The following is a 21,052-nucleotide window of genomic DNA, read 5'->3' on the forward strand; positions in this document are numbered from 1 at the left end:
GTCCGTACAATCGCTCCTTACACAGAGGAGTGGCTCATGTCTTTCACTAACGGTCTTAGCGGTATTAACGCAGCCAATAAGCAACTGGACGTGGCTGGCAACAACATCGCGAACGTGGCAACCACGGGGTTCAAATCGTCCCGTGCTGAATTCGCCGATGTCTATTCAACAACACTGCTGGGGACGGTCAGCAGTGCGATAGGCCGGGGCGTGCGCCTGGCGAATGTCTCCCAGCAGTTTAACCAAGGTGACCTCAAAAATACCGGTAACGCCCTTGATCTCAGCATTCGAGGGAGCGGTTTTTTTGTGCTGGGCGACAATGGATCACTGAGTTACTCACGGGCGGGTGCGTTCAAGGTCAATGCCGAGAACGTTGTGGTCGACAACACCGGCCACCGTCTTCAAGGCTATGGCGCGGATCTCAACGGCAATATCGCCAAGGGTGCGCTGGCTGATCTGAAGATCGACAAGTCCCACCTTGCACCTCACGCCACCACGCGTGTCGAACAGACCGTGAATCTGAACTCAGCGCAACGCCTCCCCAGCGTGGCGACATTTAATCCCGCAGATCCCAACAGTTACAACCACATGGTCGCCACGCCTGTCTATGACTCACAAGGCAACAGGCACGCCATGGAACAGTATTACGTCAAACTTCCGCTCGCCAACTCATGGACGGTACACACCTTCATCGACGGGCGCAGCCCGGCAGATCCTGTTCAGCAACCCCCCGTGGGCCTCAAAGCCGACCTCACGTTCAACGCCAACGGCACCCTCGGCTCGCTGACGGCGGGAACAGGCTGGAGCAAAACCGGAAACACGCTGACGTTGACGGGGTGGCGACCCGGCGTGATGAACAACGCCAGCGGTCATCCACCGAGCTGGAGTCTTAACGGCGCTCGCGGGGCCGTGCCGGGCATAGCGCTCGATTTTGGCAAGACCACTTCGTTCGCGGCCGCGTCTACTCATACGGCGCCGGCGCAGGACGGTTATCCCAGCGGGCAGATCAGCGGCCTGACGATCGACGCCACCGGCATCATGAATGCGAATTTCAGCAACGGGCAAACCAAGGCGATTGGCCAAGTGGCACTGGCCAGTTTCACCAATGAGCAGGGCTTGCAACCTGCGGGTGGAACGCGATGGAAGGAGACATTCGCTTCGGGCCTTCCCGGAATCGACGCGCCTGGGGCGGGCTCTGCGGGGGTAATCGTGTCCAACTCGCTGGAGGCGTCCAACGTCGATTTGACCAATGAGTTGGTCAACCTGATCCAAGCGCAACGCAATTATCAGGCGAATGCAAAGACCCTGACGACCCAGAACAAATTGCTCCAGACCGTTATCCAGATGAAGTAACTCGCTCACCCGTCGTGCCGTTCTCAATCCCCATCAATCAGCCAGGTAGTGTGCGCTGAGTCGCGCGCTCAGGAGTCAACATGCTTCCAGCCCTTTACGTAGCCAAGACGGGTCTGTCCGCCCAAGACACCAACCTCACTACAATTTCCAATAACCTTGCGAATGTCTCGACAACCGGTTTCAAGCGTGACCGCGCTGAGTTTCAGGACCTGCTGTACCAGACTCATCGACAGCCCGGTGCAGCGTCCACACAAAACAGCGAGTTGCCCTCCGGCCTGCAAACGGGCACCGGCGTACGCATTGTGGGCACGCAGAAAAACTTCTCGGCGGGCGGTCTGCAGGCCACCGGGCAACCCTTGGATATGGCGATCAACGGTCGCGGTTTTTTCCAGATCCAGCAACCGGATGGCACGACTTCCTATACGCGCGACGGCACGTTTCACCTGGACGGCAATGGCCGCATCGTGAATGCGAACGGCTTTGCGCTTGAGCCTGCCATTGTGGTTCCAGCCAACGCCCAGACCTTCACGGTTGGCCGCGATGGCACGGTCTCCATCAGTGTGGCCGGGAACCCGGCGACCCAGGTCATCGGCAATATTCAAACGGCTGACTTCATCAATCCGGCGGGGCTGCAGGCGATCGGCGGCAATCTGTTTCTCGAAACAGCGGCCAGCTCGGCCCCGCAGGTCGGTACGCCTGGCCTGGCGGGGTTGGGCACCCTTTTGCAAAACAGCCTGGAAACGTCCAACGTCAGCACGGTTGAAGAAATGGTCAACATGATCACGACGCAGCGTGCATACGAAATGAACGCCAAGGTGATCAAGGCGGCTGACGGGATGCTGAGCAACCTTACCCAGAAGCTCTGATGGTCGTTGGATTTGAGCACGGTTGCAGCGCAATACGAGGGGCGATGCTGGAGGTGCATCATGGGTGGCAGGCAGGACAGGGCGCCGTCAAGGAGCCCTGCCCTGGAGCAGGTTATTTCATATCCTTGGCCTGCACCCACAGCACCGCGTCCTGGGAGAGGTGCTTGCCTTTATAGGTTTTAGTCTTACCAATGTTCAGCGCTGCAATTCCCCACCAGCCGGCACGGGGAAGGCCGATGGTGACGACGCCCTGGGCATCCGAATAGGTACTCAGGGATTTGAACGAGGCTTGGGGGGCCGTGACATAGTCCTGCTGGCCGAAGGCGTTGCCTTTGATATCGACCGCATGGTTGAGGTATTCGATTTCGATCTCGGCGAACGGCACGGGCTCGCCGTCGGCCAGCACCAAGGCGCGGAACACGCCGCCGGTCCAGTTGGCATAGGGCTTGTTCAAGGGTTGGATTTCAACCGGCAGGCCTTGCGGTTCCGACCAGTTGCCGGGTACGCCACCGACGTTCACGATCAGCTTGGTGAACTGCTGGATATACACGTCTTCGGCGGTTTCCAGGTAGGGCTCGGGTTCAAGAACAAAGACATGGTCCCCCAGGGAGCGCACCAATTCCCGTGGAATCGATGCACGATAGGCGTTCGCCTGATTATCGCGGCTCTGCCACTGCACGGGTCGCAGGTATTTACGCAGGTCGATTTTCTCCCCGCCGTGAGCGCTGACCTGGCTGAAGACGAGGGGCTGCCCCATGTTCATCGTCGGTCCGGCAGAGAACGGGTGGGTGAATACGATGGCGAATTCCAGGTTGTCCGCGCGCGGCAGCGCCGTTTCGTCCACGTACAGCATCTGGAAATGGGCTTGTGCGGCACCGGCCATGCAACCGAGGGTCGCGGCGGCGAGGGTGTGAAGCAGGAGTCGTTTGATGGGCATGGTGGTTTTCACTTGGTTATGTCAGAGGATTGGATCGTGGCGCCATGGTTCTCCCCCCCGAGAAACTCCACGGAGTAGACGCCGGTGGGGGCCTGGAACGTAAAGCTGTTGTCGTTACCGACAGTGCCTTCTATCAACACCTTGTTGCTGGTGTCCTGGACATGGATTTTGCGGCCCACGGCGGAACTGCCGTCGGTGTAGCCGGCTTCACACTTCACCCAGTCGTCGTGCTCGATATAGCAGTCGAAAACGGGGCCGTGGGCCAAGGCGGCCTGGCAGAACAGCAGGGCACCTGCCAGCAGTAGCGGGTGGGCCAGATCTCGGGTTTTCATCAGGCTTGAGTCTCCAGGGTCGACGTTGATCACTGCGGCGTCGCGGCTTGAACGCCGGCCGCGGGAGCGCCGGCCGGCGCGAAGCCCGCCAGCAAGGCATCCAGGTTGGAACTCAGCAGCGCTTCGTAGCCGTTGGCTGCGTTGGCAAGCATGCCCGGGTTGCCGATATCCAGGATCAGCAGGCGTGCGCCGCCGTCCTTGATGGCCTGGGCAATCCTGGCGTCAGGCGCCCACTTATGGACCACCACGTGGATATCCCGCTCGCGCAGGTAGCGGGTCAGGGCCGCAAGGTCGGCGTCGGTCCAGTCGATGTCCTGGCGCACGAACCAACCGTCCACATACACGCCAAACTCGCCGAACAGGTAGACCGGCTCGCTGGCCAGCGACAGCACGCGCAGGTCCGGCACCTTCAACAGGCGGTCACCGTAGTCGGCCTTCAGCTGGCGCAAGCGGTCGTCGAGTGCGGCGAGGTTGCGCTCGATCTGCGGCGCATCAGGGGGGGAAAGGCGCGCCAGGTCGGCCGCAATCAACGCCGACATGCGCATGGCATTGACCGGGCCCAGCCAGGCGTAGGGTGACGGGCCGCCGTCGCCATCGCGGGCACCCGCCCAGGGCACATCGTTCGAAGGCACGCGGGTCACGGCCACGCCGGGCTTGAAGCTGTCCCATGAGTGCGATGCATCGATCTCGACGATGCGCAGGTTGTGGCGCCGGGCCGTCGCATACAGCGGATCAGCGCGCCACAGGCTGCTCAGGGTGACCACGGCGACGGCCTTCTCGAAGACGGCCGGCTCCAGGCGTGACAGCGCGTTGGCCTGGCTTTCCATGGGCACGGCGGCGTCCATCGGCACACGCACGACCTCGATGTGTGTGCCTTCACCGAGTGCAGCGGTGAGCGCATACACCGCCGGCAGGGCGACCAGCACTTGTTGCTGGCCGACCTGCGCAAACGCCGACGGCGCGCCGCCCAACAGCAATGCCAGCAGCGCCAGCCCACGGCGCATGGATGAGTTGAACCGTGTCATACGCTGGCCCCTTTGAACTGCGGCGCGGTGCCTCGGATGAGGGTGGTGAACGCAAACACCAAGGCCGCGACGATCACAATGGCGCCGCCCGTGGGTACGGGGATATGGAACTGCATCGGTGCCAGAATGCCGACCACACAGGAAAAGGTCGCAATGACCACGGTCCAGCTGACCAGGCCTGGCAGTGAGTGGCTGATGTTGCGGGCCGCTGCTGCCGGTATCAGCAGCAAGGCCTCTACCAGTACGGCGCCGATGATCTTCAAGCAGGCGACCGTTACCAGGGTGACCAGCACCACGAACAGGTATTCGACGCTGCGCACCTTTACGCCGCGTGCGTGGGCCAGGCTCGGATTCAGGCTGGAGAGCAACATGCCGTTGTACAGCGGCAGGCCGATCAGCGTGCAAATCACTGTCACGCCCAGCAGTACGTTCATGTCGGTGTGGTCGACGGCCAGGATCGAGCCGAACAGCACACCTTCCATGACGTGTGTGTTGATTTTTGCCGACACGAACAGCAGCAATGAAGCGCCGACCGCCAGGGAGATGGAGAGGAACACACCGATCAGCGTGTCATTCGCCAGGGTGGTGCGGTGTTGGGTGTACTTGAGGGTCAGCGCGAACAGCAGGCAGAAGCCGAACATCGAGAAGTAGGGCGAGGTATAGGACTCACCGATCAGCACGCCAATGGCCACGCCGGTCATCGCCGCATTGCCCACGGACTGACTGAAGAACGCCATCCGCTTGATCATCACCATCGAGCCCAGCACACCCAGCAACGGTCCGATCAGCACTGAGCACATCAACGCATTGATCACGAACTCGTATTCGAACGGCTGCGGCAACACGTGAGTCGCGGCGAGCGCCTGGAGATGGTCGCGAATGAAATCGTAAAAGGCATTCATCGAATGGCCTCCAGTCGGCTGTCGATCTGATCGGCGGGGCCGTGAAACAGCACCCGCTGGTTGATAAGGGTGACGGACTGCGCGATACGCTTGACCTGTTCGAGGTCGTGGTTGATCCACAGGATGGTCACCCCACGGCTGTTCAGCTCCGCTACCAGTGTCTCCACCAGGCGCACGCCGGCCTCGTCGATCCCGGCGGTGGGTTCATCGAGGATCAACAGCCAGGGCAGCGGGCTTATGGCCTGGGCCAGCAGCACGCGCTGACGCTGGCCGCCGGACAGGCTGCCAAACGGCTTTTTCCCCATCCCCGCCATACCGGTACGCGCCAGGGCCTCGACATGGGCCGCCTTGGCGGCGCGGCTTGCGCCGAAGAAGGCGGGCCGACGTTGGCCCAACAGGGCCATGAGATCGTTGACCGTCATCGGCACGTTGCGGTCGAAGTCCGGCAGTTGCGGGACATACCCCAGGGGCGTGACGCATTCACCCTCGAAGCGGATCGTCCCCGAATGCGGCATCTGGCCCAGCAGCGCACGCACCAGTGAGGTCTTGCCTCCGCCGTTGGGGCCTACCAGGCAATGCAAGGCGCCGGCTTCTATGCGCAAGCTCACCTGATCGAGCACCTGTGTACCTCCCAGTTGCAGGGAGACGTTGTCGAACACAATGGCGGGGCCGCGCATCGCGTATTCCTCCTTTAGCGCATTCATTGCTTCGTAAACTCGACGGCTTGCGCCAGGGTTTCGAGGTTTTCGCGCATCGCCACCTCAAACTCGTCCGCGCTGTAGGTATCGCCGGTGATGTGGGACAGGGCGAACACCTTCACGCCGGTGGCGGCTTCGATGGGTTTGGCCAAGTCGAGGGAGAAGTTTTTCTCGGCGAACAGCACTTTGACGTTGGCCTTCTTGATCGCCTCGATGGTGTTGGCCAACTGGCGTGCCGTCGGCGCGACGCCGTGGCGCGGCTCGATCACGGCGCTTACGAACAGGCCGAACTCCTGCATCATGTAGTCGTAGCCCGCATGGGTCGTCGCACAGCGGAACGAAGACAGGTCCAGCGCGGCGAAGCGCGTCATGAAGCCTGCGCGTAGCTCGCGGATACGGCCCGCATACGCCAGGGCATTTTTTCGATACACCGCAGCGTTGTCCGGGTCCAGCTCTCCCAGCCGGCGAGCGATCTCGAACACCTGCTGTATCGCTGCCGTGGTGGACACGAAGGTGTGCGGGTTGACCACCTTGACCCCTTCCTGGTCGCCACCGATGGGAATCAGCGCCACCGTGGCATTCGCCTGGATAATCGGCAGCGTTTGCGTGCGGCCGGCAGCCTTGATGATCTGGAAGGCCCATTCATCGTGACCGATGCCGTTGACCACCAGCACATCGATATTCATCGCGCGGGTAATGTCGTCGGGCTGCGGCTGGTAGTTGTGCGGGTTAGCCTCTGCGGGGATCAGCGCAACGACCTCGGCCCGATCACCGACGATATTGCTCACGAAGCTGTAGTAGGGATGCAGGGTGATGCCGATCTTGAGCTTCTTTGCCGAGGCGAAGGCAGGGCCGGCAAGCGCGATGGCGGGTATCAACACCAGCAGCGCGATACAACGGCGCCACAAGGCGCGGTGTTTCGTAGAAACAGTCATGGCTGGGTTCCTTTTACGCGTTCGATTTCACTGGCACCGTCGTACGGGATGACTTGGCGCCAACCCTCGCCGACCAGGGATTCGGGCTTGACGATGGCGGGGTAGGGCGCGTTCGGGTCACGGTGGACCCAGATCGTCGCTTGGTTGGCCCACATCACCCCCGCATGGGCGTGACCGATGACCAGCAGGTAGGCGCTCTGGCCCGGTGCATGGCCGCCAGAGCCGTAGTACACCGTTGCACCTTGCCCCAGGGTGGCCTGGGACACAGCGTTGACGGGCGGGTTCGCCTCAGCGGCATCATCGTCATGGCCACCTGTATGGGCCAGGTGGGAGCCAGGCAGGATCAATTGCCAGTGCACCTCGCCATTGGTTTTCCAGAAGGCATCCCGGTAGAAGGGCGGCAGCAACAGCGTCTGCGCCTGCTCCAGGGTGACCCAGCCGCCGGTATCGTTGTTGTTCCAGATGATTTCTTCACCGGCCGGTAACAACGCGCTGTGTATGGCCTGATCGACCGCGCCCAAGCCATCGAAGGAGCGCACCTGCCAGCTCAACGGGGTGGGCGGGCCAACTCTTTCGGGGCGCAGCAGCACATAGCCTGCCACGCCAGCGATGACGGCCAGGGTTGCCAGCACCAACGCCAGCGACTCCCATCCGCTGGAGCGTGGGCGCACCTGCGTGATTGCAGCGTCGCGGCGCGCCATCAGAGGAACGCGATCCAGCGGCCCAGGAAGACCACGCCCGCCCACAACAGCAACGAGCTGAAGCCGGCCACGCGCGCCTGGCGGGGAGGCGGCAGTGTCGTGTCCCATTCGGCAATTCGGCGAAAGGCCCCGAGATGGAAGACTGCCATGTTGATCCCCGCCAGTATCAACAGGCCCATTTTGAAAAGGAACGCGGTGTTCTGCACATAGGTCGTGCCATTGGCGCAGAACATCAGCAGGCCAGTGATCACACAGGTCATGAACGCGACCCAGGTGTACGGCAGCAGATCCTGGATCAGTTTCAGCGCGCCGCGCCGGTGGGCGGTCACGCCAAGCAGGCGTAAGTCCACGACAGCGATGGTGCCGTAGACGATGGCGATGCCGATCACATGCACCGATTCCAGCATCGGGAACACCGAGCCTGACTCGCGAATGAACGTCGCGAGCTGAGTGTCCTGGACGGCTTGCAGCAGAGGTTGAATATCCATGGAGAATACCTGAGAACTTTGGTTGAAAACGCTTAGATCGTGTAGGCGATCCAGCGGCCGCAGATGATCACGACGCACCACAAACCGATCGACAGCCACGCACAGGCCTTGACGGAACCCGGCGCGTCGTCACTGTCTACGTTGCCGGCGGGGCGCCGCAGCAGCGGGCGACGAAGCAGCCAGGTCAAGCTGAACGCGGCCACCACGAGGACCATCTTCAGCCAGAACGTCGAGTTGACGAGCACCCGATCAGGCTCGGCGATGATCATCACCAGCCCGGTGCACAACAGGACGATCAGTGCATTGCGCATCCAGGGGTAGTAACGGCGGACGATGCCGCGCAAGGGCTCATCGCTGGCGAACACGCCCGCCAGGCGCAGATCGGAAATCAGCGCCGAGCCGAAGAGCACGGTGATGGCGATGATATGAATGCTCTGCACCGTGGGGATGACCCACAGGATGTCGCGGATGGCGGTGCTTAAGGGAGACCCGTAGATCCAGGCAATGATGAGTGAAGAGGACATCGGCTTTTCTCCTGCAATGGGTTAGAAGTCTTGAGGGTTTGCGATCGGATGCAGACCCGCCGCATCCTCCGGTAGCAAGTACCCTTGCTGGATCGAAACGGCTTTGGCGTCTTCGAACTTCTGTGCATAGCGGCTGAAGTTTCCATAACGCCGGCCGAGCACTTCCTTCGAGTAAGGCACCTTGGTGTCGTAGATCAGCCCGCAGCCGGTCTCTTGGTCGGTGAGGTAGGTGGCGCTTGGCACTTGGATCCACGGCGGGCGCACGCCGCCTTGCAGGTTGCCGGTGGCGGGCGCACGGGCAGCGGCCTTGCCGTCGCGTATCACCCGCGGGGCGTTGGGCATCGGCTTGCCGTCGCGTACCCACTGGTCCATGCCATCCAGCAACGCCGAGACCACCAGTTCCACCGGTTCGTCATACAGCGTCTGGCAGCGCGGGTCGTCGCCCTTGCCGACATCGGCCGCGAGCTTCTCGGTGTGCTCCGTGCCGAGGTCGGCCAGACGCAGGTGGGGCATGCCGGTGACTTCGTAGTAGCGCACCTGCGGGGAGTCGGTGTCCGGGGGCAGGGGGATGCCTTCGATCACGTCATGCATCAATTCGGACTGGCTGTAGACGGTGACGAACGGCACGCCTTCGGGCATCTGCCGGGGCACGCGGATCACGTCGCCGCCCACTTCCCCGTAGGCCATGCGGCCGGTCATGTAGGCGTCGATCAGCGGTGTTTCGTCGGGCATGCGCCATTGCTGGTGACGGCCCTGGTCGAGATAGTCCATCCAGACTTGCGCGGTGACGGCCCAGCTATTCACATAGACGCGCTGCACATCCAGGCCCGCCAAAGGGCTCTGTGCCCCTTTGGTTTTAAGCAGCAGCGCCAGTTGCGCGCCGATGCCCTGGGACTGGGGCGCAAACGGATCGGGCGCGGCGCCCCGCGTGAAGTGTGCCGGGTCGTAATAGGTGCCCAGCGGCGCGTAGCGGGCAAAGTCGAAGCGGCGCATGAACTCGAAGTTCACGATCGGTCCGTACTGGGCGATCTGTTCGGCTTCGGCCTCTGGGGTGTCGGAGATGAACTTGGGGTCCACCGCCGGCTTGTTCACATTCAGCGTGTACCCGACGTACGCGTAGCCGCGTCGCAGCAGATAGTCGCGGGTCAGGATCCAACCGGCGGCACGTTCGCCGAACCAACTGAATGGTTCGATCACTACCGTGCCATTGAAACGTGCCGGGTCCGCCGGTTTGCGCACCAGAATGCGCGTGGTGTAAGGCGCTTCCAACAGGGTTTTGCCAGCGGCGGTGATGGCCGGGGCGACGCCTTGCAGGTAGTACTCTTGCTCGATGTAGCCGTAGTGGTTGAGGTCGCTGTATTCGGTGCCAGGGCGCGTCGCCGACGACAGCGGCGCCTTGTCGGAAGGCGGCACCGCGATCGCCGTGGGCATGCGGGGCACCTCGGCGAACGTGTTCGCCGCGATGCACAGCCATAGCACGACGCTGATGCTGATAGGGGTCAGGCGTTCCATTCGTAAAGCTCCAGCAGGGGGTTGGATAGGCGTCATCACTCAAGGCTCAGAGATGCTTTGCCCTCGCTGTCGATCACGATCTGGTTGTTCTCGCACACGTACTCTTGAATGGCGTAGTTGGAGCGCTTGTACTCAAACGTAAAGCGATACGGGGTGTTGAGTACTTGCGGGTCTTCGATCAGGACCTGGTTTTCCAAGCGATCCGGCCCGCGCAGCCGGATGCGTTCGGTGATCTTCATGGCCGGCCCGTGGGGCACGTCATAGAAGCGCACGTCGGTGCGTACGCTTTGTGTCTCGACCACCAGCGTGTCGCCCTCCCAGTGGCCGCGCGAATGGCCTTGGTACAGGGGGTCGAGCTTGTCTGTTGGCGGCATGGCCTGGTTCAAGAGAATCCGTCGCACTTGCTGGAGGTACTCGCCGAGGATGATCACTTGCTTGTCATCGCGAATGATCTGGATCGGGAAGAGCGCCGCCATCATGGTCGGCATACCCTCGGGCAGGCACCTTGAACTGGTGGTGGCGATCGGCTTCCCGGCTGCGTTGGCCACGGCTTGTTTCTTCTTGAGCTCGACGTACTCGGCGTCATAGGGTGCCTTGAGGTCCATCGGACCGCCGGGGTGTACCGGATCGTCCGGGTTTTCGCCGAACCAGTCGTCCGGGGTTCTTTCCCAAGTACCGCTGATGTCAGGCCGGGCGGCCGAGCTGTGCTTGTCGGCTTGGGTTTTCGAGGCTGTCGCGGCGCTGCTCATCCCGGAGAGCGTCATGAGGACCACCCCCAGAAAGATCATGGCTGTGTTGGAAGAACGTGCTCGTTTCATTGAAATGTCTCCGCGTTGCTGGTTTGCCCAGTTCTGGTGTTGCCGCATTCGCAAAGGGCTGCGTTCAGCCGCCGCCCGAGAGCACCACGTCACCCATCTTGATCTCCACCAGCAACCCGCCCGGCTCGCCGCTTTTCAACGGTTTGAACGACACCTCGGCGCTTTCGCCAGCCTTGACCGAGCTGGACGTCCAGCCCGTGCGTTGCAGCGCGTTGACGCTGCCCGTCTCGATCTTGTAGCGCTGTGCCGGCGGGCCGGGAACGTCGAGGTAAATCGTGATGTGGGGGTTGGTCCAGGCGAAGCGCTCGACGACACCCTTGATCGTGATCGTCTGGGTCTGGTCGAACAGCGCAAATGAATGGTGGGCACTGGCAACAGGCGGTAAGGCACTGCAGCCGATCAGGGTTAGAAGACAAAGCCCCTGACGGAGCAACGGGAAGCGTGACAAAGGGGACATGGCGGGGGGCCTCGTTTTTTATGGTTCTTATGAACCGAGCATAGGGAGCTCGCGTTCAGAGGCGTATCCCAAAACGGCAACCGTTGAAGGCTTTCAGGCGCTTGGCGCGGATGAGGTATCGCATAACGACGGATTGGCGCGCAGGCCCATGCAGTTGCTGATTTGGGTTATCGCGTAGGCGGCCCAGGCCGGAACACTTGTGCTTCACCTCAGAACTATAAAAACAGGAGAGACCCGATGCGCATTCCCCCCTACGCACCCTTATTGTCGATGGTTGCACTCTGTGCGGTCGGCGTGCAGGCACATGCCTACACGCTCTACACCGAAGATGATGGTGCAACCGTCTTGAACGCCGACCTGGGTGCCGCATTTGGTTGGTTTGGCAGCACTCGTAACTACATCGGTGACCCGGAGAAAGAGCCCGGCAGCATGCGCTGGCAGGAGGGCTACGCCAAATATGGCCTCAACGGCACGACCGACAAGATCATCGCGGGCTCCGTCTATGGCGGTTTCAGCCTGCTCAGCAGCGGCACCTGGGGCGACGGGGACGCAGGGGCGATCACCGCGGGCAATGAGCGCCGTACTGACGTGGAAGATGCTTTCCTCGGCTGGAGATCAGGCGACCTGCTGCCCGCCCTGGGCAAGGACGGTGTGGATTTCTCTTTCGGTCGCCAGTTGGTGACGGTGGACGGTTTCCTGATCACCGATGATGGCTACAACCCAGGCAAGGCGTTCAACCCCATCGAGGGCGTGCGCGATGGCCGGTTCGACAGGGGGGGCGCCTTTTACCTTGGCCAACGCCTGGCGTTTGGCAACACGGCGGTGCTGAAGCTGGGCGGCAAGGAAGGGCTGCACGGCAGCTTGATATGGTTGAAATCCGATAACCCCGGGCAGTCCAAGACCGAACTGGCAGTGGGCACTATCGACTACACCACGGCCATCGGTTCGATCGGTTCGACCTACATACACGGCCTGGATGTGGATGAGAAGTATGCCTTCGCAGATCGGCTTGAACGCAAGGGCATGAATGTCTACAGCATTCGCGGGCAGGGCAACGCCGGGATTGAGAATGCCGACTTCGCATTCGAGGTGGCTCGCCAGGAAAAACGTTCCGGTTCACAGCGGGCGATGTTCTTCGACGCGGGCTACACCTTCACCGATGTGCGATGGCAGCCGACGGTCAGTTATCGCTATTCGCGCTATTCCGAAGGATGGGACTTCCTGTTCCAGGGCGGCTTTCGCAAACGCTACCAGGGTGAAGTCGCGTCCAACTACGCCGGTTCAGTGACGTCGAATATGCAGATCAACGACGTGCTGCTCTCTGTCCGGCCCACCGAGAAATTGACCCTGAACGCGATGGCCTTCGACTACCACCAACTGTCCCGTCGCAATGAACGGGACTTCGCGGCGCGGGAGGTCGACCTGTTTCTGGATTGGATGGTCACGGATAACATCACGCTTTCGCCGTTGATCGGCCTCTATAAGCCTGAGAAGTGGTTAGGCAACGGGGGCGGGCAGAGCGGCAGCGCGTCGACCAACACGTACATGCAGTTCATTGTGTGGGCGACGTTCTGAGTTGTCATTGAGGGCTGTTGCGGGGCCAGGCAGGCGTTGACGTTTTGCGTCAACGCCTCATCCATTCAGAGCATGCGGCGCAGCACATCGTTGCGCGGGTCGCGGTCGTAGAAGCGATGCTTGAGGGCGCCCGCCACATGCAGCACGATCAGGACAAGCAAGCTATAGGCGAGGACTTTGTGCAGCCATTGGAACACGACGAACCAATCGTCATTCTTTGGCAACAGCTCGGGCAGGTTAACCCCAAAAAAGAACACGCCGTCGCTCATGGTGAACGTGCTCGACATGGAGTACCCCATCAACGGCACGATCACCAACAGCACATACATGGCTCGCTGAATCAGGCGTGACAGGAACCTTTCATAGCCCGCCAGGGTTTCCAGCGGCTGCGGCAAATTGGGGGTGCGAAAGCGCACGGCGAGCTGAGTCAGGACCACCAGGAACGTCAACACCCCGAAGGACTTGTGCCAGGGGTAATACAGCTCGAATTTGCTCGCCACCTCATCATTCATTCCAGTCATATGCCAGCCGGCCCAGAGCAGGCCCAGCACGAGCACGGCACGCACCCAGTGCAACACGCGCAGGGAGGTCGGGTACCGATCGATTGTCGGTTGATCTATTGGGTTCATGTCAGGTTCTCCACGGATCGATGCACGGTTGAATGGCCACCCTCAACGTTGGAGGGTGGCTCGGTCAGGACAACGAATAGGCTCAGGCGGGCAGGAGGACGGTGATGACTTTCTCCTCGGTGTAGGCCAGCGCGCCGCTGAACCCACCTTCACGTCCGATACCGCTGGTCTTGACGCCGCCCCAAGGCAGGTTGGCGTCCAATGGGCTCCAGCAGTTGATGCCCACGGCGCCAGCTTTCACCGCCGCAGCAACGCGGTGCGCTCGTACCAGGTCGCTGGTCCAGACCGTGGCCGCCAGGCCGTAGCTGCTGTCGTTGGCCAGGGCGACCGCTTCGTCTTCGCTGTCGAACGTAATCAGCGTGCCGACGGGGCCGAAGATCTCATCCCGGGCGATTTCCATGTCGTTGCGGGCGTTGGCGAAGATCGTCGGACGTACGAACCAGCCCTGCTTGGGTGCCGAGACGCCGCCGGCCAGCAGCGTGGCGCCTTGGTCGATGCCCAGTTGGATGTAGCGGTTGACGCGATCGAATTGAGCCTTCTTGGCCACCGGCCCCATCTGTACGCCGGGCTCGCGAGGGTCGCCCACGCTCACTGCCTGTGCGGCTTCGGCCAGCGCTGCACCAAAACGGTCGGCGAGGCTGCGTTGCACCAGGATCCGCGAACCGGCCGCACACACCTGGCCCTGGTTGGCGAACAGGCCGAGGGTACAGCCGCGCAGGGCGTCGTCGAAGGACGCATCATCGAACACAATCTGCGGGCTCTTGCCGCCCAATTCCAAGGCCACGCGCTTGAACAACACACCGGCGGTGCGCTGGATTTCACGCCCAGCCTCGGGGCTGCCGGTGAAGCTGATCTTGGCAATATCCGGGTGTTCGCACAGGGCGCGCCCCACTTCATTGCCGTAGCCGGTGACCACGTTGATCACGCCGTCCGGGAAGCCCGCTTCCTGCGCCAGCAGCGCCAGGTGCAGAGCCGACTGCGGGGTTTCTTCCGATGGCTTGACCACGACGGTACAGCCCGCCGCCAGCAACGCAGCGAGCTTCCACACCGTGATCATCAACGGCGAGTTCCAGGGCACGATGGCACCCACCACGCCGACCGGCTCGCGCACCGTGTAAGACAGGGTTTTGGTGCCGAAGTAACCCCCGGTGGGAATGGTGCGACCTTCAAGCTGGTTGGCCCAGCCCGCGGCGGCGCGCAGGTTGGCGATCGCGTTGGGCAGGTCCATCCGGCGCGGCTCGATGGGGGAGCGGCCGATAGCGTTGGCGTCCAGATCGGCCAGCAGTTCAGTGTCGCGCTCAACCAGGTCGGCCAGTTTCGACAACAGTCGGCCACGCGCGGCGCCGTCGAGTTGGCTCCACTCGCCGCGTTCCAGTTGCTGGCGTGCAGCGGCCACCGCACGGTCGACATCCTCGCGGGTGCCTCGCGCGGAGCTGCCGTACACCTGTTCATTCACGGGGTTGACCAGGTTGATACGACGACGGTCGAAGGCTTCGCAGGACACACCTTCGATGAAATGATTCAAGTGCTCAGTCATATTGCGGTCCTCGAGTAATGGGCAAGGTCATGCTTTGAGAGAAGCCAGGGCGTCGCCGAAGATATCCAGGGCCTTGAAGAACAGCTCGCGAGATATGGTCAGCGAAGGCATGACGCGCATGACGTTGCTGTAGCGGCCACACGGAATCATCAGCACACCGTGGTTGAGCAGGTAGCCCATCAGTTGGCCGATCTTCTCGCCCGCCAGGGGCGCCTTGGTGAGTGGGTCTTCGATCAGTTCGATACCGATCATCAGGCCGCGCCCGCGCACTTCGCCGACCAACGGGCTGTTGAAGGCGCGAATATGCGCCTGTGCCTCCAGGCCCAGGGTGTGGGCGCGGTTGAGGAGGTCAAGGTCCGGGTCCTGGAGGATGCTGATGTTGGTCAGTGCCACCGCGGCCGACAACGAGTTGGCGGCGAACGTGTTGGGCATGGAACCGTCGGGAATCTGCGCCGCCAGGTCCGAGCGCATGATCAGGCCGGCCATGGGCAGGTCGCTGCCGATGCCTTTGCCGAAGGTGAGCATGTCGGGCTTCACGCCGGAATGTTCGACCGCCCACATCTTGCCGGTGCGACCGGCACCCGATTGCACTTCATCGACAATCAGTAATGTGCCGCTGCGGTCGCAGGCCTTGCGCAGCAGTTGCAGGAACTCCGGAGAGGGTGGCACGTAGCCGCCTTCGCCCTGTACCGGCTCCACGATCACGGCAGCCACGTCATCGGCCGCGGTGTATGGGGTGTTCAACAGATAGTCGATGTACTCGCCAGCGATCTGCTCGGCGCTCTTGTGGGTGGTGTCGAAAGGGAAGCGGTAGGCGTAAGGGTAGGGCGCGTGAATCACGCCACCCATCTGGGCACCAAAGCCCTTGCGGTAGGCCGTGCCGGTGGTCAGCGAACCGGAAGCGTGCCACACGCCGTGGTAGCCGCCGTGGAAGGCGATGATCTGGTGCCGCCCGGTGACGCGCTTGGCGAACTTAATCGCCGCCTCCAACGCATCACTGCCGCTTTGCGTGAAGAAGGTAACGCAGTCGCCACGCAAACCCTCGGGCGCGATTTCGGAAAGCTTGGCAGCCAACTCGGTACGCCGGGTGCTGTTGATTTCCAGGGCATGCATCAGCACTTCGGACTGTTCGCGAATCGCTTGCACCACTTTGGGGTGGCAGCGGCCCACGCTGCTGACACCGACGCCTGCGGACAGGTCGATGTAGGTGTTGCCGTCGGGGTCTTTGAAGGTCGCACCGAAGGCACGGTCCATGGCCACCGGCATACGTCCGCCGCCGCGCGCCATCGACTCGGTGCGCGCCGACAGCGCCAGGGCTTCGCGGGTCTTGGGGCCGGGCAGTTCGCCGGAAATAATCTGCGGGGCATCTGCAAAGTGCAGGGATTGAAATTTGGCTTCACTCATGACGGTCTCTCTGGAATGTCTATTTAAGTGTGCCGATCATCTCCGGCGCGCGTTCCAGGCCGGTATCCCGAATCGGCACATGGTTTGCTTGCATTCCAGCACATAAACAATTTGCAGGACTTTTGCGATGTGCGACTATCAATTGGATCGCCGATCTAAAAAAAACAAAAATATTGGTAGAGGCATGCCCCAATGAAAAACCAAACGATCAGCCATTTTCGCGATATCCATGTCCATGCAGCCACCATCCAGCAGTGGAACCAGGACTACAGCCAGTTAACCTCGGGCTGCGCCGAGAGCACGCTCATGCAACTGACAACCTCGGGTTGCCACCTGTTTCTCGAACAGATCAACCAGCGCGTGGTACAGAACGGCGTGGCGCCTAAAGGCAAGATGTGCTTTGCCGTGCCGATCAACGTCCCAGGATCGATTCGCATGCAGGGGCGCGAGGTAGATGACAGCAGCCTGTTCTTTCTCCATGGCGGCGAGGAATTCATGTTCCATATGCCGATGGGCATGGAGCTGCTTTCCATCACCTTCGAGCGTGAATTATTCGATGAGGCGTTGGAGCAGACCGCTTCGGCCAAGGAACTCAACCGGTTGCTGCGCCAGCCGGTGATCAGGGTTTCCCCCCAGCGATTTGCACAGGCCCGGCGCCGATTGCTGGCGCTTTTCTCCCAGGCACTGGTGTACGAAGATCTCGATAGCACGCTGGATCAAGAGCGCGAGGCGGCGTTGGAGCAGGCGATGCTCAGCGAGTTGTTGCAACTGATGATCGACCCAGCCTGCGACAAGCAACAGCGCAGTCCCAGCTCCACGCGCAGTTTTATCGTAGAGAAATGCCACCGCCTGGCGACCGGCGAAATGATCAACGTGCCCAGCGTGATCGATTTATGCCAACGCCTTCAGGTGAGCCGACGCACGGTGCAGAACAGCTTCCGCTCGGTCGCCGAGACCACTCCACTGAATTACTTGCGCTCCGTGAGGCTTAACGGTGTCCGTCGAGCCTTGATGTCTACCCGCGCCTGCGAGCTGTCGATTGGCGATGCCGCGGCCCAGTGGGGCTTTTATCACCTGAGCCATTTTGCCGCGGAATACCAAGAGCTGTTCGCGGAATTGCCATCCCAGACTGCCCGAGCCGCCATCACGAGTTGTGTGCGGGCCTGACAAACAACGCTAGAAAGACCTGAAATAGCCTGCGTCATCAGCTCTGAATGCGCAGGAGCTTCGCTGTGGGTGCTTGAGTTACCGATTTGGGATATCGGGGCGTTGCAGCGCAGGCATAGGATCAGTGCCAGCGTGCAATAAGAACGACAAGCTGTTTGGTGACGCTGCGTAGCCGGCTGCACCGATCCTAAAGCGACTGCCTCATACAATAAGGTCAACAACATGAGTGTATTTAACCCGGTCAACAGCTCCACGGAGCTCAAGCGTGGTGCCCTGGGTGTGGGCTTCATTATCTTCTTCGTGGTGTCGGCGGCAAGCCCGCTGAGCGTGATCGCCGGCGGCTTCCCCATTGGCATCATGCTGGGCAATGGCGCCGGTACCCCGGCCTTGCTGATCCTCGCCTTGCTGGTGCTGCTGGCGTTCTCGGTGGGTTACACCACCATGTCGCGCCACGTGACCAATGCCGGTGGTTTTTACGCGTTCACGTCCCGAGGCCTGGGTGGCCTGGCGGGCGGTGCCGCCGGGGTGCTGGCGATGTTTGCCTACAACATCCTGCAGGTCGGGTTGTACGGGATGTTCGGCGGGGTGGTCAGCGGCACCATGGAGGCTGCCTTCGGCCTGGCGTTGCCCTGGTGGGCTTACTCGCTGATGGCGATGGCGAGCATCGCGATCCTGGGCTATCGCAAGATTGACCTGTCAGCGCGGGTGCTGTCGGTGATGGTGATCGCCGAATACCTGGCGATCCTGGTCCTGGACTTCGCCATCCTCAAGTCCGGCGGCGACAGCGGCATCAACCTTGACTCGTTCAGCAGCAGCCATGTGTTCAGTGGCACGCCGTCAATCGGCCTGCTGTTCTGTTTCGCCGCCTTTATCGGCTTCGAGGCCACGACCATCTACGGCGAAGAGGCCAAGGACCCCAAGCGCACCATTCCGATTGCGACTTACTGCTCGGTGTTGCTGATTGGGGCGTTCTACGCATTGTCGGTGTGGTCGATGGTGGTGGGCGTGGGCGCGGATAAAATCGTGCCGATGCTGCAGGCCTTGCAGGACCCGACCACCTTTATCTATGGCATGTCCGACCACTTTGTCGGCCCGCACCTGACAAAGATTATCCGCGTCCTGTTCATGGTCAGTATCTACGCCGGGCTGTTGGCCTTTCATAACGCCGCCGCGCGCTACTTCTATGCGATCGGCCGTGACGGTTTGCTGCACAGCCAGTTAGGCACGACCCACCGCGTGCACCAGAGCCCGCATATGGGCTCGGCGTTGCAGAGCCTGATCTCGGCCGTGGTGGTGCTGATTTTCGCTGCGCTGGATGCCGATCCGATCCTGCAACTGTTTGCCTGGCTGTCCAACCTGGCCACGCTCTGCGTGATTTTGCTGATGGCGCTCACTTCGGCAGCGGTGCTGATGTACTTCCGAGGTCAACCGCAGCTCAAGGTCGGGGTTTGGCGTGGGCAGATTTTCCCCGGTTTCTCTTGCCTGGCCCTGTTGGCAGTGCTGATCCTTGCCGTGGTGCATTTCGACGTGCTCACCGGCGCCAGCCGATTGCTGTCCTACAGTCTCTGCGCGATTATTCCATTGGCCTTGCTGGGCGGCGTATTCCTCGCGGCGCGGCTGCGCAAGGCATCGCCAGAGCGGTTCCTGGCCTTGGGCAGCCACAAGCTCTAAGGCGCGGCCCGCGGTGGTTGATGGCCCAGCTTGACCAGCAGCGCTGCGATCAAAAGCAGCGCTGCCGACGCCACCAGCACCGCAACAAAGCCCGCATCGAAGGCCGAGCGGGCGAATGCGCGCAGCATCGCGGCGCCTTCGGGCGACAAGGTTTCGGCGACCACCAGCGCATCGTCCAGACTGTCGAATGTCGCGGGATTGCGGCTCAGCCACGCTGGAATCGCCAGGCCCGCCGAGTACGCATAAATCGCCGACAACAGGCTGCCCGACAGCGTCACACCGACGGCACCGCCCAATTCAAACGACACCTCCTCGACGGAGGCGGCCATGCCGGCCTGATCGGCCGGTACGCTGAGCATGATGGTGCTGGACGACGCCGTCAGTGCTGCGCCAATGGTAAGCCCCAGCAGCCCAAGAACGATCAGTTGCAGGTACACCGCCGCCTCATACAACAGCAGGTAAGCCAGCATCGACGCAGCGGATAGCAGCAGCGTCCAGAACAGCATCCGCTGGTTCCCCAGGCGAGGCAGGTAGTAACCGGCAAGCGGCCCGGAAATAAACGAGCCCAGCGGTAGCGGGAGGATGAACAATGCAGCTTCCAGTGGCGACAGGCCCAGCACCAGTTGCAGGCGTTGGCTGAACACCAGCTCCATGCCGATCAACGCAGCAGCCGACACGACCGCCGCAATCACCGCGTTCCTGAAACCGGCGGAACTGAACAGCGCCAGGTCGAGCATCGGTTGGGTCGCGCGGCGCTGGCGCCGAATGAATAGCGTCAGGAACAGCGCGCCCAGCACCAGTGCAATCAGCATGCCTTCGAAAGAGGGCGTGCGCTTGCCGAGTTCCTTCACCGCATACGCCACGCTGATCAAGCCGATCATCACCTGCAGCGATCCCAGCCAGTCCCAGCGTTTGCTCGCATCCCCGGGGTTATTCGGGATCAATAGCGCGCCGACGACCAACGCGACCAGCACAATCGGCACGTTGATCAGGAACACCGAGCCCCACCAGAAGTGCTCCAGCAGCAAACCGCCGATCACCGGGCCGAACGCCGCGCCGCCTGACGCCACCGAGGCCCAGATGCCGAACGCCATGGCCTGTTCACGCGGGTCGGTGAACGTCACCCGCACGATCGCCAGCGTGGCGGGCATCATCATCGACGCGCCGACTGCGAGGAAACCACGTGCACCGATCAATACAGCGGCGGAGGTTGAAAACGCCGCCATCAGCGAGAACAGGCCGAACACACCGAGCCCGCCGATGAACAGGCGTTTGTGCCCGAGACGGTCACCGAGTGTCCCCATGCCCAGCAGCAGGCCAGCGGCGATCAGCGCATAGATGTTGACGATCCAGAGCTTTTCCGAGGCTGAAGCATTCAGCTCTCGGGTCAGCGTGGGCAGGGCGGTGTAGAGCACCGTCATGTCGATGACGATAAGCAGCAATGCGCTGGAAATAATCGCGAGGATCAGCCAGCGGCGTGAAAAAGTCATGGGTGGTGCTCATTGAAGGCGAATGGGAGGG

Annotated in this window: 21 protein-coding genes; 5 read left to right on the plus strand and 16 right to left on the minus strand. The window is 61.7% G+C overall.

Annotation, left to right across the window (positions count from 1 at the left end):
* The first annotated feature begins 36 nt into the window (after nt 1-36).
* Together flgE and flgG are read left to right on the plus strand one after the other, a co-directional pair.
* The gene (gene flgE, locus QU606_RS19070) at nt 37-1,353 is read left to right on the plus strand and encodes a flagellar hook protein FlgE (RefSeq protein WP_102623353.1); all 1,317 of its coding nucleotides are present in this window, start codon (nt 37-39) and stop codon (nt 1,351-1,353) included.
* A gap of 80 nt (nt 1,354-1,433) precedes the next feature.
* Nucleotides 1,434-2,219 carry a flagellar basal-body rod protein FlgG gene (gene flgG / locus QU606_RS19075; protein WP_304997336.1) on the plus strand — a complete coding sequence of 262 codons (786 nt, stop codon included), beginning with the start codon at nt 1,434-1,436 and terminating at the stop codon, nt 2,217-2,219.
* A 112-nt stretch (nt 2,220-2,331) separates the two neighbouring features.
* On the opposite strand, the gene QU606_RS19080 is transcribed toward flgG, so the two are convergent.
* The 12 genes from QU606_RS19080 to QU606_RS19135 all read right to left on the minus strand — a co-directional run bounded on the left by QU606_RS19080 (nt 2,332) and on the right by QU606_RS19135 (nt 11,548).
* A complete protein-coding gene (locus QU606_RS19080) occupies nt 2,332-3,156 on the minus strand; it encodes a DUF4198 domain-containing protein (RefSeq protein ID WP_069077404.1) in 825 nt (274 codons plus the stop codon).
* 8 nt (nt 3,157-3,164) lie between these two features.
* Nucleotides 3,165-3,488, minus strand: coding sequence for a hypothetical protein (locus QU606_RS19085; RefSeq protein WP_069076105.1), 324 nt, complete (start codon nt 3,486-3,488; stop codon nt 3,165-3,167).
* A 29-nt stretch (nt 3,489-3,517) separates the two neighbouring features.
* The gene (locus tag QU606_RS19090; protein ID WP_227496801.1) at nt 3,518-4,513 is read right to left on the minus strand and encodes a metal ABC transporter substrate-binding protein; all 996 of its coding nucleotides are present in this window, start codon (nt 4,511-4,513) and stop codon (nt 3,518-3,520) included.
* Complete coding sequence (locus QU606_RS19095; protein ID WP_069076106.1) at nt 4,510-5,415, minus strand: metal ABC transporter permease; 906 nt, start codon at nt 5,413-5,415, stop codon at nt 4,510-4,512. The genes QU606_RS19090 and QU606_RS19095 overlap by 4 nt, the downstream gene beginning before the upstream one ends.
* Nucleotides 5,412-6,092, minus strand: a complete 681-nt coding sequence (locus QU606_RS19100) for a metal ABC transporter ATP-binding protein (RefSeq protein WP_227496802.1) — start codon at nt 6,090-6,092, stop codon at nt 5,412-5,414. Before QU606_RS19100 ends, QU606_RS19095 begins: the two co-directional genes overlap by 4 nt.
* A gap of 23 nt (nt 6,093-6,115) precedes the next feature.
* Complete coding sequence (locus QU606_RS19105) at nt 6,116-7,048, minus strand: metal ABC transporter solute-binding protein, Zn/Mn family (protein WP_069076108.1); 933 nt, start codon at nt 7,046-7,048, stop codon at nt 6,116-6,118.
* Complete coding sequence (locus QU606_RS19110; RefSeq protein ID WP_102623355.1) at nt 7,045-7,749, minus strand: hypothetical protein; 705 nt, start codon at nt 7,747-7,749, stop codon at nt 7,045-7,047. Before QU606_RS19110 ends, QU606_RS19105 begins: the two co-directional genes overlap by 4 nt.
* Complete coding sequence (locus QU606_RS19115; protein ID WP_069076110.1) at nt 7,749-8,237, minus strand: DUF6644 family protein; 489 nt, start codon at nt 8,235-8,237, stop codon at nt 7,749-7,751. The genes QU606_RS19110 and QU606_RS19115 overlap by 1 nt, the downstream gene beginning before the upstream one ends.
* A 32-nt stretch (nt 8,238-8,269) precedes the next feature.
* Nucleotides 8,270-8,761 (minus strand): DUF6644 family protein, encoded by a 492-nt coding sequence (locus QU606_RS19120; RefSeq protein ID WP_069076111.1) that lies wholly within the window; start codon nt 8,759-8,761, stop codon nt 8,270-8,272.
* 21 nt (nt 8,762-8,782) lie between these two features.
* A complete protein-coding gene (locus QU606_RS19125; RefSeq protein WP_081329199.1) occupies nt 8,783-10,273 on the minus strand; it encodes an alpha/beta hydrolase domain-containing protein in 1,491 nt (496 codons plus the stop codon).
* 35 nt (nt 10,274-10,308) lie between these two features.
* The gene (locus QU606_RS19130; protein ID WP_304997337.1) at nt 10,309-11,091 is read right to left on the minus strand and encodes a hypothetical protein; all 783 of its coding nucleotides are present in this window, start codon (nt 11,089-11,091) and stop codon (nt 10,309-10,311) included.
* A gap of 64 nt (nt 11,092-11,155) precedes the next feature.
* A complete protein-coding gene (locus QU606_RS19135; RefSeq protein ID WP_069076113.1) occupies nt 11,156-11,548 on the minus strand; it encodes a DUF6152 family protein in 393 nt (130 codons plus the stop codon).
* Nucleotides 11,549-11,785: 237 nt separating this feature from the next.
* On the opposite strand from QU606_RS19135, the gene QU606_RS19140 reads away from it, so the two are divergent.
* On the plus strand, nt 11,786-13,123 hold the full coding sequence (locus tag QU606_RS19140; RefSeq protein ID WP_069076114.1) for a hypothetical protein: 1,338 nt from the start codon (nt 11,786-11,788) through the stop codon (nt 13,121-13,123).
* Nucleotides 13,124-13,188: 65 nt separating this feature from the next.
* On the opposite strand, the gene QU606_RS19145 is transcribed toward QU606_RS19140, so the two are convergent.
* From QU606_RS19145 to QU606_RS19155, 3 genes are all read right to left on the minus strand, one after another.
* Entirely contained in the window at nt 13,189-13,752 is a 564-nt protein-coding gene (locus QU606_RS19145) for a cytochrome b (protein WP_024075471.1), read from the minus strand.
* An 82-nt stretch (nt 13,753-13,834) separates the two neighbouring features.
* A complete protein-coding gene (locus QU606_RS19150; RefSeq protein WP_024075470.1) occupies nt 13,835-15,289 on the minus strand; it encodes an aldehyde dehydrogenase in 1,455 nt (484 codons plus the stop codon).
* A 27-nt stretch (nt 15,290-15,316) separates the two neighbouring features.
* Nucleotides 15,317-16,693, minus strand: a complete 1,377-nt coding sequence (locus QU606_RS19155) for an aspartate aminotransferase family protein (RefSeq protein WP_069076116.1) — start codon at nt 16,691-16,693, stop codon at nt 15,317-15,319.
* 192 nt (nt 16,694-16,885) lie between these two features.
* On the opposite strand from QU606_RS19155, the gene QU606_RS19160 reads away from it, so the two are divergent.
* Together QU606_RS19160 and QU606_RS19165 are read left to right on the plus strand one after the other, a co-directional pair.
* Nucleotides 16,886-17,860: a helix-turn-helix domain-containing protein gene (locus tag QU606_RS19160; RefSeq protein WP_024075468.1), complete on the plus strand. Its 975-nt coding sequence runs from the start codon at nt 16,886-16,888 to the stop codon at nt 17,858-17,860.
* A gap of 222 nt (nt 17,861-18,082) precedes the next feature.
* Nucleotides 18,083-19,531 (plus strand): APC family permease, encoded by a 1,449-nt coding sequence (locus tag QU606_RS19165; RefSeq protein ID WP_024075467.1) that lies wholly within the window; start codon nt 18,083-18,085, stop codon nt 19,529-19,531.
* Here QU606_RS19165 and QU606_RS19170 read toward each other — a convergent pair.
* Complete coding sequence (locus tag QU606_RS19170; protein ID WP_304997338.1) at nt 19,528-21,021, minus strand: MFS transporter; 1,494 nt, start codon at nt 21,019-21,021, stop codon at nt 19,528-19,530. The two genes, QU606_RS19165 and QU606_RS19170, sit on opposite strands and share 4 nt — an antisense overlap.
* Nucleotides 21,022-21,052 lie beyond the last annotated feature (31 nt).

This window comes from Pseudomonas sp. OVF7 (genome assembly GCF_030644265.1).
GTDB classification, from domain to species: Bacteria; Pseudomonadota; Gammaproteobacteria; order Pseudomonadales; family Pseudomonadaceae; genus Aquipseudomonas; species Aquipseudomonas gorinensis.

Bases quoted from the DNA above. Each gene is read 5' to 3' on its own strand.
- QU606_RS19100 (WP_227496802.1), bottom strand. From the start codon at position 6,092: ATGCGCGGCCCCGCCATTGTGTTCGACAACGTCTCCCTGCAACTGGGA.
- QU606_RS19170 (WP_304997338.1), bottom strand. From the start codon at position 21,021: ATGACTTTTTCACGCCGCTGGCTGATCCTCGCGATTATTTCCAGCGCA.
- QU606_RS19145 (WP_024075471.1), bottom strand. From the start codon at position 13,752: ATGAACCCAATAGATCAACCGACAATCGATCGGTACCCGACCTCCCTG.
- flgE (WP_102623353.1), top strand. From the start codon at position 37: ATGTCTTTCACTAACGGTCTTAGCGGTATTAACGCAGCCAATAAGCAA.
- QU606_RS19085 (WP_069076105.1), bottom strand. From the start codon at position 3,488: ATGAAAACCCGAGATCTGGCCCACCCGCTACTGCTGGCAGGTGCCCTG.
- QU606_RS19165 (WP_024075467.1), top strand. From the start codon at position 18,083: ATGAGTGTATTTAACCCGGTCAACAGCTCCACGGAGCTCAAGCGTGGT.
- QU606_RS19160 (WP_024075468.1), top strand. From the start codon at position 16,886: ATGAAAAACCAAACGATCAGCCATTTTCGCGATATCCATGTCCATGCA.
- QU606_RS19105 (WP_069076108.1), bottom strand. From the start codon at position 7,048: ATGACTGTTTCTACGAAACACCGCGCCTTGTGGCGCCGTTGTATCGCG.
- QU606_RS19120 (WP_069076111.1), bottom strand. From the start codon at position 8,761: ATGTCCTCTTCACTCATCATTGCCTGGATCTACGGGTCTCCCTTAAGC.
- QU606_RS19090 (WP_227496801.1), bottom strand. From the start codon at position 4,513: ATGACACGGTTCAACTCATCCATGCGCCGTGGGCTGGCGCTGCTGGCA.
- flgG (WP_304997336.1), top strand. From the start codon at position 1,434: ATGCTTCCAGCCCTTTACGTAGCCAAGACGGGTCTGTCCGCCCAAGAC.
- QU606_RS19150 (WP_024075470.1), bottom strand. From the start codon at position 15,289: ATGACTGAGCACTTGAATCATTTCATCGAAGGTGTGTCCTGCGAAGCC.
- QU606_RS19095 (WP_069076106.1), bottom strand. From the start codon at position 5,415: ATGAATGCCTTTTACGATTTCATTCGCGACCATCTCCAGGCGCTCGCC.
- QU606_RS19110 (WP_102623355.1), bottom strand. From the start codon at position 7,749: ATGGCGCGCCGCGACGCTGCAATCACGCAGGTGCGCCCACGCTCCAGC.
- QU606_RS19080 (WP_069077404.1), bottom strand. From the start codon at position 3,156: ATGCCCATCAAACGACTCCTGCTTCACACCCTCGCCGCCGCGACCCTC.
- QU606_RS19125 (WP_081329199.1), bottom strand. From the start codon at position 10,273: ATGGAACGCCTGACCCCTATCAGCATCAGCGTCGTGCTATGGCTGTGC.
- QU606_RS19155 (WP_069076116.1), bottom strand. From the start codon at position 16,693: ATGAGTGAAGCCAAATTTCAATCCCTGCACTTTGCAGATGCCCCGCAG.
- QU606_RS19130 (WP_304997337.1), bottom strand. From the start codon at position 11,091: ATGAAACGAGCACGTTCTTCCAACACAGCCATGATCTTTCTGGGGGTG.
- QU606_RS19115 (WP_069076110.1), bottom strand. From the start codon at position 8,237: ATGGATATTCAACCTCTGCTGCAAGCCGTCCAGGACACTCAGCTCGCG.
- QU606_RS19140 (WP_069076114.1), top strand. From the start codon at position 11,786: ATGCGCATTCCCCCCTACGCACCCTTATTGTCGATGGTTGCACTCTGT.
- QU606_RS19135 (WP_069076113.1), bottom strand. From the start codon at position 11,548: ATGTCCCCTTTGTCACGCTTCCCGTTGCTCCGTCAGGGGCTTTGTCTT.